Origin of the sequence: Asanoa sp. NPDC049573 (genome assembly GCF_040676615.1) — a bacterium.
Taxonomy (GTDB): Bacteria; Actinomycetota; Actinomycetes; order Mycobacteriales; family Micromonosporaceae; genus Asanoa.
On sequence record NZ_JBFAPI010000011.1, the window covers coordinates 124763 to 141299 of the forward strand.

Sequence of the window (16537 nt, forward strand, 5' to 3'; positions counted from 1 at the left end):
CGGTCGACCCGGCCACGTAGGGCTCGTCGGGCTCCTCCTCGCTGGCGATGGAGGGCCGGCGGGTGGGCTCGGGTCCCGGTGCCGCGCTTCGGGCGGTCATCGGCGGTTCTTCCGAGTTCATGCCGCTCTTTCTCTCGACCGACGGGAGGCGACGTCTCGCTGTCGACCGCACCGCGGCGTCGCGGTTGGGCCCACGAGACACCCCCTAGTGGCGCCTAACGTCACACCTTGCCGCGTAGAAACGCGATGTCGGCCGCTTGGCCCTCGGCGTCGCCCGGTGTCTCCACGATGACCGGTGCTCCGGCCGCGCGCACGACGGCGATGAGCAACTCGGGGTCGATCATTCCGGAACCGAGGTTGTCGTGTCGATCCCGGCCCGAGTCGAACGGGTCCTTCGAGTCGTTGCAGTGAATCAGGTCGATGCGGCCGGTGATTGCCATGACCCGGTCGACCAGGCCGAGCAGGTCTTCACCGCCGGCGTGGGCGTGGCAGGTGTCGAGGCAGAAGCCGACCTCGTGGTCGCCGATCGCGTCCCAGAGCCGGGCCAGCATGTCGAGCTTGCGGGCGCAGGCGTGGTCGCCGCCGGCGGTGTTTTCGATCAGCACGGGAGTGGCGAAGCCGCCCTGCTCCTGCGCGTACGCGAAAGTCTTGCGCCAGTTGTCGAACCCGGTCTCGAGTTCGTCGACCGAGCCGACGTGTCCGCCGTGGACGATCAGCGCCTTGGCGCCCACAGCGGCGGCGCCCGCGGCGTGCGCGAGCAGCAGCTTGCGGCTCGGGATGCGGATCTTGTTGTTGAGCGTCGCCACGTTGATCAGATAGGGCGCGTGAATGTAGATGTCGACCTCGGCCGCCTTGAGCGCCTCCGCGTCGGCGCGCGGCTTGGGTGACTTGTAGCCCTGCGGGTCGGTGAGGAAGAACTGCACCGCGTCGGCATCGCGGGCCGTCGCAGCGGCTAACGGATCGGTCGGGTCGACGTGAGCTCCGATGCGCATGCAGGCGAGCCTACGTCGCGGGTGTGACAAAGGCGCAGCGGTGCCCGCTTCCGGAATTCCTCGCAAATCGCCCACCTCGCGTCACCGCCGCCGGTCCCGCTTCGTTACCACCGATAGACCAGCCCGGGGGCCGCTGAACCACCACGAGCCTCCATGCACCGGCCGACCACGGGAGTTGTGAACGTTGCTCGCCATCCGACGCCGTACCGTCGCGTCCGCTGCCGCCGCCTTCTTCGTGGCTGGGCCGCTGGCCATCGGCGGCGCCGCCCTCGCCGCGGAGCCGACGCAGGAGACCAATAGCCAGGTCACCTTCAGCGGCGACGGGCTGCTCGGGGTCGCGTGCGGCGCCAAGCCCAACTCCGCGTCGGTGACCGTGCCGGCGGAGAGCACCCTGCGGGTCGTCAACAACACCGGCCGCAAGGCCAAGCTGCTGCTCGACGGTGCGACCCGGGGCGAGGTGGCCTCCGGTGCGACCGCGGACGTGCTCTTCCACCGCGGTCCGGTCGAGTTGGCGCTCAAGCCCGACTGCATGCTGGCCGACGAGAAGTCGGTGCGGGTCGAGGTGCTGGCCGCGCCGGCGCCGCCCGTGGTCAACAACGACACCCCGCCGATCGTCCCGTTCGGCAACGGCGGCGGCAACACCTCTGGCGGCAACGACACCCCGGCGGCGGCCGGCGGCGACGACGACCAGCAGGCCCAGGGCGCCCCGGCCGGCGGCGGCAACGCCAACCCGGCGACCGGTGCCTCCCCGGCCGCCGTCGACCCGGCGAACCCGGCCAACCCCGACGCGGACCCGGCGAATCCGGACGACCCGGCGAACCCCGACGCGGCGGCGCTGTCGGCCGACAGCTTCGGCGACCCGAGCGGCGGCGCCAGCCTCGACGGGGCGACCACGGTCGCCGGCGCGGCCGCCGAACCGCTGGCCTCGGTCGACCCGGTCAGCGAGAGCGGGCCGACCGGCCTGCTGGCGCTGATCGCGACAGTGTGCGCAGTCGGCGTATCCGCTGGGGCAATCCGGGCTATTGTTGCTCAACGCGCAAGTCGGACTCACACCGCGTAAACTAAATATCACAACAAGCTCCGCGGGGCGCCCGCGTCCAACCTCGTCGGTGTGGTCGTTCCTCCCCAGGTCCCACCCAAAGAATGCGGACCAAGGCGCTCCGCGGCTCAGCACCACAGGGCCCCTTCGCTTAGAAGGGGCCCTTGCCACGCCCGGACGGCCCCCGACCTGGGGTCTCCGGTATTGTGGTGGGGTTGTCCGCACCAACAGGGTGCACTGGCAACGACGCACGACCTCCTGCCGCGGAAGGACCGCGGCCGCCAAGCCCATAGGAGGTGAGCACGTCTTGCGTCATTACGAAGTTATGGTGATCCTCGATCCCTCTCTCGAGGAACGCACCGTCGCCCCGTCTCTCGACACGTACCTCAACGTGATTCGGACCGCGGGTGGCTCGGTGGAGAAACTCGATGTGTGGGGCCGCCGGCGGCTCTCATTCGAGATCAACAAGAAGGCCGAGGGCATCTACGCCGTCATCGACCTGCAGGCGGAGCCTGCGGCGGTGGCTGAGCTGGACCGTCAGCTGCGACTCAACGAGTCCGTGCTGCGCACCAAGGTCATCCGGCCCGAGACGCGCTAAGCGCGGTTCGGACCAGATCAGCCCGAACAAGCCTCACCAACTCTGTCGTACGGCTCTGGCAGCCTGTCGGCAGAGACTCGAATGAGTGCACGAGGAGACGGTCATGGCAGGAGACACCACGATCACGGTCATCGGCAACCTGACCGACGACCCCGAGTTGCGCTTCACCCCGTCGGGTGCGGCGGTCGCCAAGTTCCGCGTGGCCTCGACCCCGCGGATCATGGACCGCCAGACCAACGAGTGGAAGGACGGCGAGCCGCTCTTCCTTTCCTGCACCGTGTGGCGCCAGGCGGCCGAAAACGTCGCCGAGTCGCTGCAGCGGGGCGCTCGCGTCATCGTGTCGGGCCGGCTCAAGCAGCGGTCCTACGAGACCCGCGAGGGTGAGAAGCGCACCGTCATCGAGCTCGAGGTCGACGAGATCGGCCCATCCCTGCGCTACGCCACGGCGAAGGTGCAGAAGATGTCGCGCTCCAGTGGCGGTGGTGGTGGCGGCTTCGGCTCCGGTGGTGGCGGCGGCCAGGGTGGCGGCGGAGGCAACAACTTCGACGACCCCTGGGCGACGGCCGCACCGGCAGGCGCCTCCTCCGGCGGTTCGGGCCGGTCGAGCAGTTTCTCTGACGACGAGCCCCCGTTCTAACCAGAATCACCAGGAGCACGAGCAATGGCTAAGGCTGCCGCGCTACGCAAGCCGAAGAAGAAGGTGAACCCGCTCGACAAGGACGGGATCACCTACATCGACTACAAAGACACCGCGCTGCTGCGCAAGTTCATCTCCGACCGGGGCAAGATCCGTGCCCGCCGGGTCACCGGGGTGACCTCGCAGCAGCAGCGTCAGATCGCGCGCGCCGTGAAAAACGCGCGTGAGATGGCGCTCCTGCCCTACACGACCACGGCACGCTGAGAGGAGGCACCGACATGAAGGTCATCCTGACTCAGGAGGTGTCCGGCCTCGGCACGCCCGGCGACGTGGTCGACGTCAAGGACGGTTACGGCCGCAACTATCTCCTCCCCCAGGGCTTCGGCATCCGCTGGAGCAAGGGCGCGGAGAAAGAGGTCACCAACATCAAGCGGGCCCGCGGTGCTCGCGAGATCCGCGACCTCGGCCACGCCAACGAGGTCAAGGCCCAGCTCGAAGGCCTCAAGGTCAGCCTGCAGGTGCGCGCCGGTGACGGTGGCCGCCTGTTCGGCTCGGTCACCCCGGTCGAGATCGTCGACGCGGTCAAGTCGGCGGGTGGCCCGTCGCTCGACCGCCGCCGGCTCGAGCTGCCCGGTCACATCAAGTCGACCGGCAGCTACCCGGTGAAGGTCAAGCTGCACCCCGAGGTGACGGCGACGTTCGACGTCAACGTCAACCGCAGCAAGTAAAGGCAACACCCGCGCAGGGGCGTCGCACCGGTCACGGTGCGGCGCCCTTCGTGCGTCAGCCGAGCGGTTGCCCGGTGAACACGCTGTTGAGCACGGCCGCCAGGCCGCCGCCGACCACAGCTGCGGCCAAGCCGACACTGCCGGCCCGCCAACTATGGCCGGCCCAACGCAGCCCGATGGCGGCGACCAGCGTCAGCCCGAGCGCGATGCCGAACGTGGGCACCCCGGAGAGCAGCCCTTCCAGCGCCTGCGCCCGAGGCGAGTCACACCCACCGCCGGTCACGTCGCTGATGCAGTCATCCGGCGCCACAGCCGGCAGCGTCATCAACCACAGACCGAACGCCAGCACGGGTACGGCGTACCAGGCGGCCGCATAAAGCACCGCGGCCAGGAACCCACCGTTGTCCGCGTTCTCGAGCTGCTCGAACTCCTCCTGCTGCCACCCCATCGACCGCCGCTGCGGCGGCGCCTGCGTGCGGGCGGCCGGTCCCGGTCGCGCCTGTGCACGCGGTGCCGTCCGAGCGGGTGCACCCCACCCAGGGTCGGTCGCGTCGAGCGCCGGCGGCATCGCGGCCCGGGCCAGCGCCGCCTCTTCGGCCGCCGACCGTCCCCGGCGCGGCCCGCCGTCATAGCCCTCGGGCTCGGGCCGGCGCGGCTCGGGCAGCCCGACCGCCGGCGACCGCGGCGCAGTAGCCGGCGTCGGCACCCACCGCGGATCGTCTCCGGAGAGCCGATGCCCCGACCAGAACGCGTCGAACTTCTCCTCGGCCTCTTCGTCGATGCTCCCGACAAGCCGATCCCACTCGCCCGTGGTCGTCGTGGGGTCGTACTGACCGGTGTCGGTCATCCGCTCCCACGACCCGGTTCCGGGGTCGTCGTCGCGCCGGTCGCCCGGCCGCTGTCCTTGATCGCGCCGCCGACTCCCGGTCTCGGAAACCCCGTCGTCGGTAGCGTCCCGCCCCGCATTCCACCGACCACGCCGCCCGGCGTCCTGGCCCGAGCGGTCGTCGAGGGGTTCCGGCGCCGGCTCGATCGGCGCCATCGCGCGCCGCGACCATTCGCCGGTCATGTCCGGGTGCCGCCAGCGGTCGGAGTCGGGTTCGCCGGCCCAGGACCCACGCTCGGCGCCGGGGCTGGGTTCCGCCCGACGCCCACCACGGCCGCCGAATCGCGGATCGGCCAGGTCAGGGTTGCCGGGTTCGCCGCGACGGCCGCGGCTGGGCATGTCGGGGCCATCGCCCGGCAGCCGTCGACGCTGCGCCGGCAGGTCACCGCCGGGCGTGCCGTCACGCCAACCGCGCGCGGCCGGATCGACCTCGTCACCGCGACCGCGCCGCAGGGGTTCGGCCTCCGCGCGCCGGCTGCGGCCGTCACTCCAGGTGCCGTGGCCGGTCTGCTCCATGGGAGCGACCTCGTCATGCCGGCCCAGCCGCCCGACACCGGTCGAGCTGACCGCGTCTGGGTCGTCGCGGCGGCTGCGCCGCCCGGAGTTGGTGGGGTCGAGGGCGTCGGATTGGTCGCGGTAGGGCCGGCGCCCGACACCAGTTGAGCCGATGCCGTCTGGGTCGTCGTGGCGGCTGCGGCGCCCAGCGTCGGTGGAGTCGAGGCCGTCGGGCTCGTCGCGATAGCCGCCCCGTCGGGCGCTGGTGGAGTCGAGGGCGTCGCTTTTGTCACGGTAGCCGCGCCGTCCGGCGCTGGAGTCGAGGGCGTCGCCTTCGTCGCGGTAGGCGCGGCGCCGGACACCGGTCGACCCGACCCCGTCCGGGTCGTCGTGCCGACTGCGCCGTCCGGGGCTGGTCGAGTCGACAGCGTCCGCTTCGTCCCGGTAGCCGCGGCGGGCGGGCCGTCCGCCATTGGTCGAGTCGATCGGTCCGCCGTCGTCGAGATAGGGGCGGCGTCCGACGCCGGTCGAGCTGACCCCGTCTGGGTCATCGCGACGGGCCCGCCGCCCGGCGCTGGTCGAGTCGAGCGCGTCAGCTTCGTCGCTGCGGCTGCGGCGCTCGGTCTCGGTCGAGTCCAGGTCGGTGCGGAAGCGCCGGCCAGCCCCGGTCGATTCGACGGAGTCAGCGGCAGCTTGTCGGCCGCGCCGCCCGGAGCCGGTGGTGTCGAGTGCATCGGCCTCGTCGCGGCGGGCCCGCCGGCCGCGGCTCGGCGGGTCGACGTCATCGTCCCGGGCGCGGCGGGTGGTCGGCAGGTCGACGTCGTCGACCTCGTCGCGCCAGTCTGAGCGGCCCCGCTCGGCTGCGGCGGCCTCGCCGTGCCGCGCCCGGCGGCCGCGCGATGTCGGCTCGTCGACGGGGTCGGCGTAGCGGCTGCGCAGCGGCACCTGGATCGTGCCGGTGTCTTCGCGCCGGGTGATGCCCGGCAGTTCGGTTTCGGTCTGCTCGGTCTGCCAACTGGCGGAGACGCCCGCGTCGGCTTCCTCCTGCCGGCGCCGCCGTCCGCGGCTGACCACCCCGGTGTCGGCGGGAGCGTCACGCCGGCTGCGCCGGCCACGGACCGGCACCTCGGCGGTGCCCGTCGCCGCGTAGCCCACGCCGGTCGTTTCGTCCTGCCATTCGTCCCGGGCGTCGGCCTCGTCCAGGTGTCGCCGCCCGCGGCGCCCGCGAACAGGCACCTCGATCGCGGCACTCCCGGTCACATCGTCGGCGCCTGCGTCGTTCCAGGCCCGACGCGCACGCGAGTCGGTGATGTCGTCGCGCTGCCGCCGCCCACCGCTGGAAAGCTCGATTTCTGCTGACTCGTCGTAGCCGCGTCCCGCCCGCGAGTCGGCAACGCCATCGCGCCGGCGCCGCCCGCCGCTGGACAGCTCGATCTCGTCGGGGTCGGCGTAGCCCCGGCCGGCGCGCGAGTCGGCAACGTCATCCAGTCGGCGCCGGCCGCCGCTGGAGAGTTCGACCTCGTCATAACCACGGCCGGCCCGGGAGTCGGAGATGTCGTCCCGGCGGCGCCGCGCGCCGCTGGACAGCTCGATCTCGTCGTCTTCGGCGCGGGCGCGCCGCACGCGGGAGTCCGAAATGTCGTCCAGCCGGCGTCGCCCGCCGCTGGAGAGTTCGATCTCGTCGGAGTCGGGGTATCCCCGCCCGGCGCGCGAGTCGGCAACGCCATCGAGTCGGCGCCGACCGCCGCTGGAGAGTTCGACCTCGTCATAACCACGGTCGGCCCGGCGGCGCCGCGCGCCACTGGACAGCTCGATCTCGTCCGCTTCGTCACGAGCGCGCCGCACCCGGGAGTCCGAAATGTCGTCCAGCCGGCGTCGCCCGCCGCTGGAGAGTTCGATCTCGTCGGAGTCGGGGTAGCCCCGGCCGGCGCGCGAGTCGGCAACGCCATCCAGTCGGCGCCGGCCGCCGCCGGACAGCTCGACCTCGTCATAACCACGGCCCGCCCGCGAGTCGGAGATGTCGTCCCGGCGGCGCCGCGCGCCGCTGGACAGCTCGATCTCGTCCGCTTCGGCACGAGCGCGCCGCACCCGGGAGTCCGAAATGTCGTCGCGCCGGCGTCGCGCCCCGCTGGAAAGCTCGATCTCGTCAGCATCGTCGAAGCGCCCCGCCCGCGAGTCGCTCACATCGTCGCGGCGCCGCCGACGACCGCTGGACAGCTCGATCTCGTCGTCGTCGTGCCGGGTGCGGCGTTCGCCGCCGGTCGGGACGATGGTGACCTCGTCGTCAGCGGGCTCGTCCTGCCAGAAGTTCTTCGGCAGCTTGAACGACGCGGTGTCTTCGATCTGCTGGATCGCCGCCAGCTCACCGCCGGTCGCACCGAGCGGATCCCACTGGGAGATCGCATCAGGATTGGGCTCGGCGGCCGGGGGCTTGACGCCCCGCCGGGCACCGGTGCGCCGCGGCCGGTCTTCGGACCTGGGCGAGCGCGACCTGGGCGACGTCACCGGGGTGTCGTCGCCACGCGCCCAATCCCGATAGTCCACAGCCGGAGCGTGACCTTCCTGATATCGGATCGCAATCGTCCGTGACGGCAAGACCCAACGCGTCTCAATCCACGGACGCGTCGATGGTAGTCGACCCGGAGAGTGGCTGCCGGTCCCGGCGTGGACGTATTTCTTTCCTCCACACGCTGGGGATTGTGGAACCGCACGTCAGAGGCCTGCCGCGCAAGGATGCACAGTGGTCGTACACAAGCTGTGCACAGGTTGACGCACACCCTCTGGCCTGCTTTCCACAGGTTGTCCAAAGGTTCGTCCACGGGTCTCTTTGCGCTGGTGGACAACGGGCTCATAAGGTTGCCGTTCGGTCCGTGATGAAACGGCGCGACATCCCCCGGTCGTGTCGGGGGTCCGCCGATCAAGCGTCGGTTATAGTACAACCGTACGAGAGGGGGCCACCCGTGTCGATCACCGACGACGTGCGCGGTGGCCGCCCGTCCGGCCCACCGCAGGAGGGCCCACCGCCGCAGCGCGACGGGGGCTACGACAAGACGCCGCCGCAAGACGTCGCCGCCGAGCAGAGCGTCCTGGGCGGCATGCTGCTCTCCAAAGACGCGATCGCCGACGTCATCGAGATCCTCAAGACCGGCGACTTCTACCGCCCGATCCACGCGACGGTCTTCGACGCCGTCCTCGACCTCTACGGCCGCGGCGAGCCCGCCGACGCGGTGACCGTGGCCGCCTCGCTGGCCGACTCCGGCGACCTGATGCGCATCGGCGGCGCCCCCTACCTGCAGACGCTGATGGCCAGCGTGCCGACCGCGGCCAACGCCGGCTACTACGCCCGCATCGTCGCCGAGCGCGCGGTGCTCCGCCGCCTGGTCGAGGCCGGCACGCGCATCGTCCAACTCGGCTACGGCTCCGCCAACGGCGGCGGCCGCGACGTCGACGACGTCGTCGATCTCGCACAGCAGGCGATCTACGACGTCACCGAGAAGCGGGTCAGCGAAGACTTCGCGATCCTCGCCGACATGCTGCAGCCGACCCTCGACGAGATCGAGGCCGTCGGCGCGCAGGGCGGCGTGATGACCGGCGTGCCGACCGGCTTCACCGACCTCGACCGCCTGCTCAACGGCCTCCACCCCGGCCAACTGATCATCGTGGCCGGCCGGCCCGGTCTCGGTAAGAGCACGGCCTCTATGGACTTTGCCCGGAATGCGGCAATCCGCCACAACTGTGCCAGCGCCATCTTCTCGCTCGAAATGAGCAAGGTCGAGATCGTCATGCGACTGCTCTCCGCCGAGGCCCGGGTGCCGCTCCACGTCCTGCGCTCCGGGCAACTCTCCGACGACGACTGGACCAAGCTGGCCCGCCGGATGGGTGAGATCAGCGAGGCGCCGCTGTTCGTCGACGACACGCCCAACATGAACCTGATGGAGATCAGGGCCAAGGCCCGCCGGCTCAAGCAGCGCCACGACCTCAAGATGATCGTCGTCGACTACCTGCAGCTGATGAGTTCGCCCAAGCGCACCGAGAGTCGCCAGCAAGAGGTCGCCGAGCTGTCCCGTGGCCTCAAGCTGCTCGCCAAAGAGGTCGAGTGCCCGGTGATCGCCGTCAGCCAGCTCAACCGCGGCCCCGAGCAGCGCACCGACAAGCGCCCACAGCTTTCCGATTTGCGCGAATCCGGTTGCCTGACCGAAGACACGAAGGTCATTCGTGCCGACACCAACGCCGAAGTGACGCTGGGCGAGCTGCTCCGATCCGGTGCGCGCGACATCCCGGTGTGGGCGCTCGACGAGCGGCTCAAGTTCACGCCACGCACGATGACCCATGTCTTTCCCAGCGGACGCAGGGAGACCTTTCGACTTCGGCTCGCCTCCGGAAAAGAGCTCGAAGCCACGGCCAACCATCCGTTCCTGACCTTCGACGGGTGGCGCTCCCTTGGCGATCTGGCTGTCGGCACGCGCATCGGCGTCGCCCGGCACGTCCCGGCACCCACCACCGTCGCGCCGTCCTGGCCCGACGACGAGGTCGTCATGCTGGCGCACCTGATCGGTGACGGCTCCTTCGTCGCACGCCAACCGATCAGGTATGCGAGCGTCGACGAAGACAACCTGGCCGCGGTTACCGATGCTGGCCGCCACTTCGGCATCACGGCCGTACGCGACGACTACCCCGAGGCGGGCGTTACCACGCTCCGGCTTACCGCGCCCTTCCGGTTGGCCCGCGGCCGGCGCAACCCGATCGCCGCGTGGTTGGCCGGTTTGGGGCTGTTCGGCCTGCGCTCGCACGAAAAGTTCGTTCCCACCGCGCTCATGGGCCTCGAGAAGAAGCAGATCCGGCTGTTCCTGCACCACCTGTGGGCGACAGACGGGTCTGTGACGATGACCCACGCGGGCACAGGGGGGCGGATCTACTACGCCAGCACCAGCCGCCAACTGATCGACGACGTCAGCCGGCTGTTGCTGCGGTTCGGCATCAGCACGCGCATCCGCCGGGTCCCGGTGAAGACAGGGAGGCCTCAATACACTCTCGATATCTCCGGACGTGATGATCAGCTGCGGTTCCTGCGCGAGATCGGTGTGCACGGTGCTCGCGCCGTCAACTGCGCACTCCTGCTCGCCTCGCTGGAGGGCCAGGTCGGCAACCCCAATGTCGACACGATCCCGACCGAGGTTTGGTCGCGTGTGCGTGATGTCCTGACCGACCGTGGCATGACGCATCGTCAATTCGCAGCGGCGATGAATTCGCAGTTCAGCGGAGGTGCGATGTGGAAGCACGCGTCCAGCCGGCAGCGGTTGGCGCGCGTGGCGGAGGTTCTCGGCGACGCCGACATGGAGCTGCACGCCACTAACGACATCTTCTGGGACCGGATCGTCGCCATCGAACCGCTTGGGATGCGCGACGTCTTCGACGCGACCGTGCTCGGCACCCACAACTTCATCGCCAACGGCATCGCGACTCACAACTCGATCGAGCAAGACGCCGACGTCGTCATCCTGCTGCACCGTGACGACTACTACGACAAGGAGTCGCCGCGTGCCGGTGAGGCCGACTTCATCGTCGCCAAACACCGAAACGGCCCGACCGACACGGTCACCGTGGCCGCCCAGCTCCACCTGTCGCGCTTCGTAGACATGGCCATTTAGGACAGAAGCGGAAACCAGCCCGCGGCCTCACCGAGCGCCAGTCGGTCCCGTGCCGTCAGCGAAGCCCGGCCGCTGGCCTTGAGCAGGAAGTCCGTCGGCGACCAGGTCGCCGGCCGCACCACCTCGTCGCTCAACAGCCCGTCCATCGTGGACACCGCGACGGCCAGCGCCGATTCGGGTGGCGCCGGCGGCGCCGGCAAGGAAACGCTCAGATCCAGATGGTGTACGACGGCCTCGGTCACCAGCGTCGCGATGAAGTCCGGCACCGCCAGCACGTGGCCCTGTGTCGCGACGAACGCCGCGGGATCCGCAGCGGCCGCTGCGCGCGCGGCTGCCGGAGCGGTCTCGGCCCACACCGCCACGATCGACGAGGGCCGCTCGTAGGCACTTGCCGCCCGCCGCGTCGACCAGGCGCTCTGTCGCCCGGCCACCGCGCCACCCGTCCAGTAGCTCACGTGGTCTACATCGGACGGACCAGGGACCGTGCTGACGAACGCGACGAGTGCCCGCCGCGCGTCCTCGAGCAGGTGGTGCAGCACGTCGGCGATCACCCAGCCGCGGCACCGGGTCGCGTGCAGCAAGTCGTCGTCGGCCAGCGGCAACACCGTCGCGGTGACCGCGGCGTAGGCGTCGGCGAGAGCCCCAGCGGGTGCCGTCATAACTCGACGATCTCATGCGAAGCGGGGCCCGGCAGCCGACAACCGACCACCGGGCCCACGCGATCAGTCGAACAGCTCGCCCAGGAAACCCTTGTGACGCTTGTGCTTGTAGTGGCCGTGATAGCCGTAGTGCCCGCCGTGCTGGCCATACGCCGGCTGCGGCGGGTAGTGCGCCGGCGGAGGCGGCGGCGGCATGTGGCTCGGCTGGCCATAACCGGGCTGCCCGTGCCCACCCGGCGGGGGCGGCGGCGGCGGAGCGTAGCCGGGAGCCACCGGCTGGCCCGGCACGCCCGGCGCGGAGTGCTGACGGTTCCAGTTGGCCTCGGCCTCGAAGAGCTTCTCGAGCTCGCCGCGGTCAAGGAAGATCCCACGGCACTCGGTGCACTGGTCGACGGTCACGCCGCTGCGCTCGTAGGTTCGCATCTCGCCACGACACTTCGGACAGGTCATCTGCATCACTAGACGGTACCGGGTGGCCGCACGCGGCCCGAGCCCAGCGCTTCGGCCACCTCGCGGTCGGTGACCTGGTGGAAGTCGTCGTAGAACTGGCTCACCGCACCGAACGGCTCCGGCTGTAGCGGGCAGACCAACTCGTCGACCAGCGGAGCCAACACGGACAACGCCCGCGCCGAGCCGACCGGAACGGCCAGCACCACCCGCGCCGCGCCCAGTTCGCGGGCCACCGCGACCGCCGCGCGGCCCGTCGCGCCGGTCGCCAGGCCGTCGTCGACCAGCACGGCCAGCCTGCCGTTCAGCCTCAGCGGCGGCCGACCGGCCCGATAGCGGGCCTCGCGGGCCGCCAGCTCCGCTTCCTCCCGCGCCAGCACCCGGTCGACGTCGGCCTGGTCGAGCCGCGCGGCCACGTCGTCGTTGCGCACCGCGACACCGCCCGGGCCCAGCGCGCCGAACGCGACCTCGGGTGCCCAGGGCACGCCGAGCTTGCGGATCACCAGCACGTCGAGCGCGACGCCCAGTCGCGCGGCCACCGTCGCGGCGACCGGGACGCCGCCGCGCACCAGCCCGAGAACGATCACATCGGGTCGCCACGCGTAGCCGGCCAGTCCCTCGGCCAGCGCCGCGCCGGCCGCCGCCCGGTCAGGGAAAGAGCCATCCACTCACTCAGGTGTACGCCCTCGCGCGCCCGTCCGTCGCGTCTTCCAGCCGATCGCGTTGCGGCAACGGTGCGGCACCGTCGCGCAACGCCGGCACCCAGGCCAGCAGGGCGACCGGGTAGAGCAGATAGCCGAAGCGGGTCGAGGGCATCAACAGGATCGCCGCGAGCAGCCCGTACCCGCTGATCAATGCAACGGCGGCCGCGGTCCGCGGCGGGCGACGGACGATCCAGACCGCGAGCGCCACCCCCGCGAGCGCGAGCAGGCCGGCCGCGATCAACCGCCCACCGGGCAGGCCGGTAGCGATCAGATGGCCGGGAAACGGCGACGCGGCCGGGCTGCTCACCACGCCGTGCCCGAGCGGGAAGCCGATCACGTTGTCGACCAGTGCGCCCGCGTCACGCAGCAGCGGCGGCACGAGCGCGAGCACCGGCAGGCCGATCGCGCCGAGCGCGAACGGACGCAGTCGCCGTCGGGTCAGCGCGTGGATCAACAGCACCGCGACGATCGGCAGGGCGAAGAGCTTGAGCGTGCCGGCCAGCCCGGCGACGACCCCGGCCCAGGCCCACCGCTCGCGCGTGCACAGCGCGATCGCGAGCAGGCACAGCGCCAGCACGGGAAGGTCGTCGCCACCGGTCGCGATCGTCAGCGCGACGACCGGCAGCACCGTGGTGAGCTGCACCGCCCGGAGCACCTGCGGGCCACTTTCCAGCGCGACCGCGATCGCCAGGGCGGCCACGGTGACCGCCAGGAACCAGACCCGCGCGTCCGTCCACCAGGTATCGCCGGCGATGGCCCGGGGCAGACCGAAGAGCGCCATGCCTGGTTGGTACGGCAGATAGCCGAGCAGCCGTTCGTCGGCGGGCAGCCCCGCGATCGTGCCGTCGGAGAGGTAGGGCGTGCCGTGGTGAAGCAGCCGGATGCCGCCGTCCTCGACGACCAGCACCTCTTCCTGCGCCCGGTCGGTGCGCCCGCCGGCCCGCTGCACGCACTGGATCAGCATGGGCACCCAGGCGGTGGCCACGAAGGCGACGCCCGTGATCGTGGCGCGTACCCGCGGATCGCGGTTGCCGGCCAGCCACTGCACCAGCACGGCGACCGCCGCCACCGCGTAGCCCACGGCTGCGACGCCGCCCCAGGCCCGGTGCGGCAGCAGCGTGGAGGTCGCCGCGGTGATCGCGGCGAAGCCGGCGGACAGCGCGTAGAGCCCGAGGTCGAACGCGAGGCCGCCGCCCGCCCGGTCGAGGCGGGACCAGGTGATCATCCGCCCAAGTGTGGCAAACGTTCGCCGCGCTGTCGTGGCACCGGTCGCCGGTGCGGGCTGAGCCGGATGACGGCGCCCTCGTCGTGTAGCGCCGGCGCCAGCATGCCGGGCCGCCCGCCGGAGCCGCGGTGCAACGTCGCGAGCAGCCGGGCGGCGGTCATCGGGCGGGCGAACAGGTGGCCCTGACCAGCGGTGCAGCCCATCTCCCAGAGCGCCCGGCGCTGTGGCTCGCTGTCGACACCCTCGGCCACCACCGCGAGGTTGAGGCTGCGCCCGAGATCGACGGTGGACCGGATGACCGCGCCGGCCTCGGGCGAGGTCTCCATCGAGCTGACGAACTCGCTGTCGATCTTCAGCTCGTGAACGGGTATCCGGGACAGCACCGACAGCGACGAGTACCCGGTGCCGAAGTCGTCGAGCGCGAGCCGGACGCCCTCGTCGCGGAACCGGCCGAGGACCTGGTCGACGACCTCGAGCTGGCTGATCGTCAACGTCTCGGTCAGCTCCAGGATGAGCCGGTCGGTCGGCAGGTCATGGGTGCGCAGCCGGGTCATCACCGAGCCCGGGAAGCGCGGGTCGAGCAGGCTGCGCGGTGCGACGTTGACCGCCACGGGCAGGTCGAAGCCGGCCTCCCGCCAGGAGACGCAGGCGAGCAAAGCCTGGTCGAGGACGGCCTCGGCGAACGCGGGCAACAGCCCACTGCGCTCGACCGTCTCCAGGAAGCGCAGCGGGTCGACGGTGCCGTGGTCGGGGTGGTGCCAGCGGGCCAGCGCCTCGGCGGCGAGGACCTCGCCGCTGGCCAGGTCGACGATCGGTTGGAAGTCGACGGTGAGCGTGCCGTCGGCGACCGCGCTGGACATGCTGCCGGTGATCGCGAAGCGGCCGATGTCGGCGGTGTCGCGGGCATGCGAGTAGGCGGCGATCCGCTGGCCGGAGCGCTTGGCCTGGTACATCGCGACGTCGGCGCGGCGCAGCAACTCGGCGATGCCGCCGGTGCTCGGCGCCGTGGCGATGCCGCCGCTGGCCTCGACGCTGATCCGCATGCCCTCGACCTCGATCGGTTCGTGCAGCACGGCGACCAGCCGCTCGGACCGATGTGTCGCGATCGCCGGCGCGGGAAGGCCGGTCAGCAACACCGCGAACTCGTCGCCACCGAGGCGGGAAACCAGGTCGGTCGGTCGCGCGGCCGCCTTGAGGCGGTCGGCCACCACCTTGAGCACCTCGTCGCCGGCGGCGTGGCCGAGCGTGTCGTTGACCTCTTTGAAGTGGTTGAGGTCGAGCAACAGCAACGCGAGTACGCCGTCGGCGTGCCCCTCGGCGATCAGCTGCTGGCCCTGGTCGATCAGTTGCCGGCGGTTGGCCAGGCCGGTCAACGCGTCGTGCGCGGCGTCGTGCGCGTGCACAATGGCGACGCGTTGGAGCTCGGTGTATGCCGTCGCGTTGTGTATCGCGGTGTTCAGCGCGGACGCGAACGTGCGGAGCTTGTAGTTTTCCATCTCGTTGAGCGTGACCGGGCCGCCGAAGCGGAGCCGGAACTCGCCGATCGGCCGTTTGGCCGCGCGATCTTCCAGCACCGTCGTGATGACAAACGCGTCGGATGGCCACTTGGCCTCGGCGTCGATCTTCCCGCCGGCGCCGCGGACCACTCGGGGCGGATCGGTGAACAACTCGACCTCGGCGCCGTCCGCCGAGAAGAGGTCCGGAGACCATTCGACCGCGACCTCCAGCACCCGACCCAGGTCGACGTCGTTGAGCGCCTCGGCTGAGCTGGCCAAACGCTGCCACGAAATGCGTTCGTCGCGTTTGCGGATCCGGCCCGAGTACCAGAGGTGAAGCGTCAGGATCAACAGCGGCGCGACGAGAACGAGTTGGGCGTCCTGGTTGACCGACAACAGCCAGACGACGAACACCGCCACCACCAGGCGGGCGGCGCCGAAGCCGATGCGGATGTCGAGATAGCGGAGGAAGTGCTGCCTCAGCGGTGTATGCGCGGCGAGTGCGATCACCGGGTTGGCGATTAATTCGTCGACAACGGTGAGTGCCAGGAACGCCAACACCAGGGCAATGGCGTGGAATACCGGAGGGCCGTCGCGGAAATCGGCGCCGTAGGCGTAAAGGACCCCAGCTCCTGCCGACGCCCAAACGGTGTCTTTCGCGGCGCCGAAGGCAACCTTGAGCGGGCTCACCCGGGCGAGGAGGCGGCCGATCACGACGCCTACCGCGGTGCACAACACCACCCAGGGCGGTGGAGCGATCGTCAGGCCGACGAGCACGACGATGTCGGTCCAGGACTGGCCCCACTTGTTGGACCGCAGGCGCACGTTCATCTTGGCGCGGTTGGACGCGATCACCGCCGCGATCATTCCGAGGATGACGAGGATCGACGCCGAGTGAGTCCGGTGCGTGGCGATCGCGATGACCGAAACGACGAAGGGGACCGACGCCACAAACACCACGAGACCGACTAGCAGCCGTAGCT

Annotated in this window: 13 protein-coding genes; 6 read left to right on the forward strand and 7 right to left on the reverse strand. The window is 70.8% G+C overall.

Annotated elements, in window-relative coordinates; translation table 11 throughout:
- Positions 1 to 221 precede the first annotated feature (221 nt).
- Positions 222 to 992 (reverse strand): deoxyribonuclease IV, encoded by a 771-nt coding sequence (locus tag AB0J74_RS23920; RefSeq protein WP_363451452.1) that lies wholly within the window; start codon positions 990 to 992, stop codon positions 222 to 224.
- 184 nt (positions 993 to 1176) lie between these two features.
- Here AB0J74_RS23920 and AB0J74_RS23925 point away from each other — a divergent pair, with 184 nt between their 5' ends.
- The 5 genes from AB0J74_RS23925 (at position 1177) to rplI (ending at position 3994) form a co-directional block, all read left to right on the forward strand.
- Positions 1177 to 2052: a hypothetical protein gene (locus AB0J74_RS23925; RefSeq protein WP_363451454.1), complete on the forward strand. Its 876-nt coding sequence runs from the start codon at positions 1177 to 1179 to the stop codon at positions 2050 to 2052.
- A gap of 286 nt (positions 2053 to 2338) precedes the next feature.
- Positions 2339 to 2629, forward strand: a complete 291-nt coding sequence (rpsF, locus tag AB0J74_RS23930; protein WP_089250289.1) for a 30S ribosomal protein S6 — start codon at positions 2339 to 2341, stop codon at positions 2627 to 2629.
- A gap of 85 nt (positions 2630 to 2714) precedes the next feature.
- Positions 2715 to 3266 carry a single-stranded DNA-binding protein gene (locus tag AB0J74_RS23935; RefSeq protein ID WP_363451457.1) on the forward strand — a complete coding sequence of 184 codons (552 nt, stop codon included), beginning with the start codon at positions 2715 to 2717 and terminating at the stop codon, positions 3264 to 3266.
- 24 nt (positions 3267 to 3290) lie between these two features.
- The gene (rpsR, locus tag AB0J74_RS23940; RefSeq protein ID WP_091551811.1) at positions 3291 to 3530 is read left to right on the forward strand and encodes a 30S ribosomal protein S18; all 240 of its coding nucleotides are present in this window, start codon (positions 3291 to 3293) and stop codon (positions 3528 to 3530) included.
- Positions 3531 to 3544: 14 nt separating this feature from the next.
- Positions 3545 to 3994, forward strand: coding sequence for a 50S ribosomal protein L9 (gene rplI, locus AB0J74_RS23945; protein ID WP_363451459.1), 450 nt, complete (start codon positions 3545 to 3547; stop codon positions 3992 to 3994).
- A gap of 55 nt (positions 3995 to 4049) precedes the next feature.
- Here rplI and AB0J74_RS23950 read toward each other — a convergent pair whose 3' ends face one another.
- Positions 4050 to 7919, reverse strand: coding sequence for a hypothetical protein (locus AB0J74_RS23950; RefSeq protein WP_363451461.1), 3870 nt, complete (start codon positions 7917 to 7919; stop codon positions 4050 to 4052).
- 416 nt (positions 7920 to 8335) lie between these two features.
- Here AB0J74_RS23950 and AB0J74_RS23955 point away from each other — a divergent pair, with 416 nt between their 5' ends.
- Positions 8336 to 11023, forward strand: coding sequence for a replicative DNA helicase (locus AB0J74_RS23955; protein WP_363451740.1), 2688 nt, complete (start codon positions 8336 to 8338; stop codon positions 11021 to 11023).
- On the opposite strand, the gene AB0J74_RS23960 is transcribed toward AB0J74_RS23955, so the two are convergent.
- From AB0J74_RS23960 to AB0J74_RS23980, 5 genes are all read right to left on the reverse strand, one after another.
- Positions 11020 to 11682, reverse strand: coding sequence for a maleylpyruvate isomerase N-terminal domain-containing protein (locus AB0J74_RS23960; protein WP_363451463.1), 663 nt, complete (start codon positions 11680 to 11682; stop codon positions 11020 to 11022). The two genes, AB0J74_RS23955 and AB0J74_RS23960, sit on opposite strands and share 4 nt — an antisense overlap.
- Before the next feature lie 63 nt (positions 11683 to 11745).
- Positions 11746 to 12141, reverse strand: a complete 396-nt coding sequence (locus tag AB0J74_RS23965; RefSeq protein ID WP_363451465.1) for a zf-TFIIB domain-containing protein — start codon at positions 12139 to 12141, stop codon at positions 11746 to 11748.
- A complete protein-coding gene (locus tag AB0J74_RS23970) occupies positions 12141 to 12797 on the reverse strand; it encodes a phosphoribosyltransferase family protein (protein ID WP_363451467.1) in 657 nt (218 codons plus the stop codon). The genes AB0J74_RS23965 and AB0J74_RS23970 overlap by 1 nt, the downstream gene beginning before the upstream one ends.
- 4 nt (positions 12798 to 12801) lie before the next feature.
- A complete protein-coding gene (locus tag AB0J74_RS23975) occupies positions 12802 to 14058 on the reverse strand; it encodes a glycosyltransferase 87 family protein (protein ID WP_363451469.1) in 1257 nt (418 codons plus the stop codon).
- Positions 14055 to 16514, reverse strand: a complete 2460-nt coding sequence (locus AB0J74_RS23980) for a bifunctional diguanylate cyclase/phosphodiesterase (RefSeq protein WP_363451471.1) — start codon at positions 16512 to 16514, stop codon at positions 14055 to 14057. The genes AB0J74_RS23975 and AB0J74_RS23980 overlap by 4 nt, the downstream gene beginning before the upstream one ends.
- Positions 16515 to 16537: the final 23 nt, after the last annotated feature.

What these genes read in the sequence shown, in the direction of transcription:
- AB0J74_RS23920 (WP_363451452.1), bottom strand. Translation starts at nt 992, where the DNA reads ATGCGCATCGGAGCTCACGTCGACCCGACCGATCCGTTAGCCGCTGCG.
- rpsR (WP_091551811.1), top strand. Translation starts at nt 3,291, where the DNA reads ATGGCTAAGGCTGCCGCGCTACGCAAGCCGAAGAAGAAGGTGAACCCG.
- rplI (WP_363451459.1), top strand. Translation starts at nt 3,545, where the DNA reads ATGAAGGTCATCCTGACTCAGGAGGTGTCCGGCCTCGGCACGCCCGGC.
- AB0J74_RS23960 (WP_363451463.1), bottom strand. Translation starts at nt 11,682, where the DNA reads ATGACGGCACCCGCTGGGGCTCTCGCCGACGCCTACGCCGCGGTCACC.
- AB0J74_RS23975 (WP_363451469.1), bottom strand. Translation starts at nt 14,058, where the DNA reads ATGATCACCTGGTCCCGCCTCGACCGGGCGGGCGGCGGCCTCGCGTTC.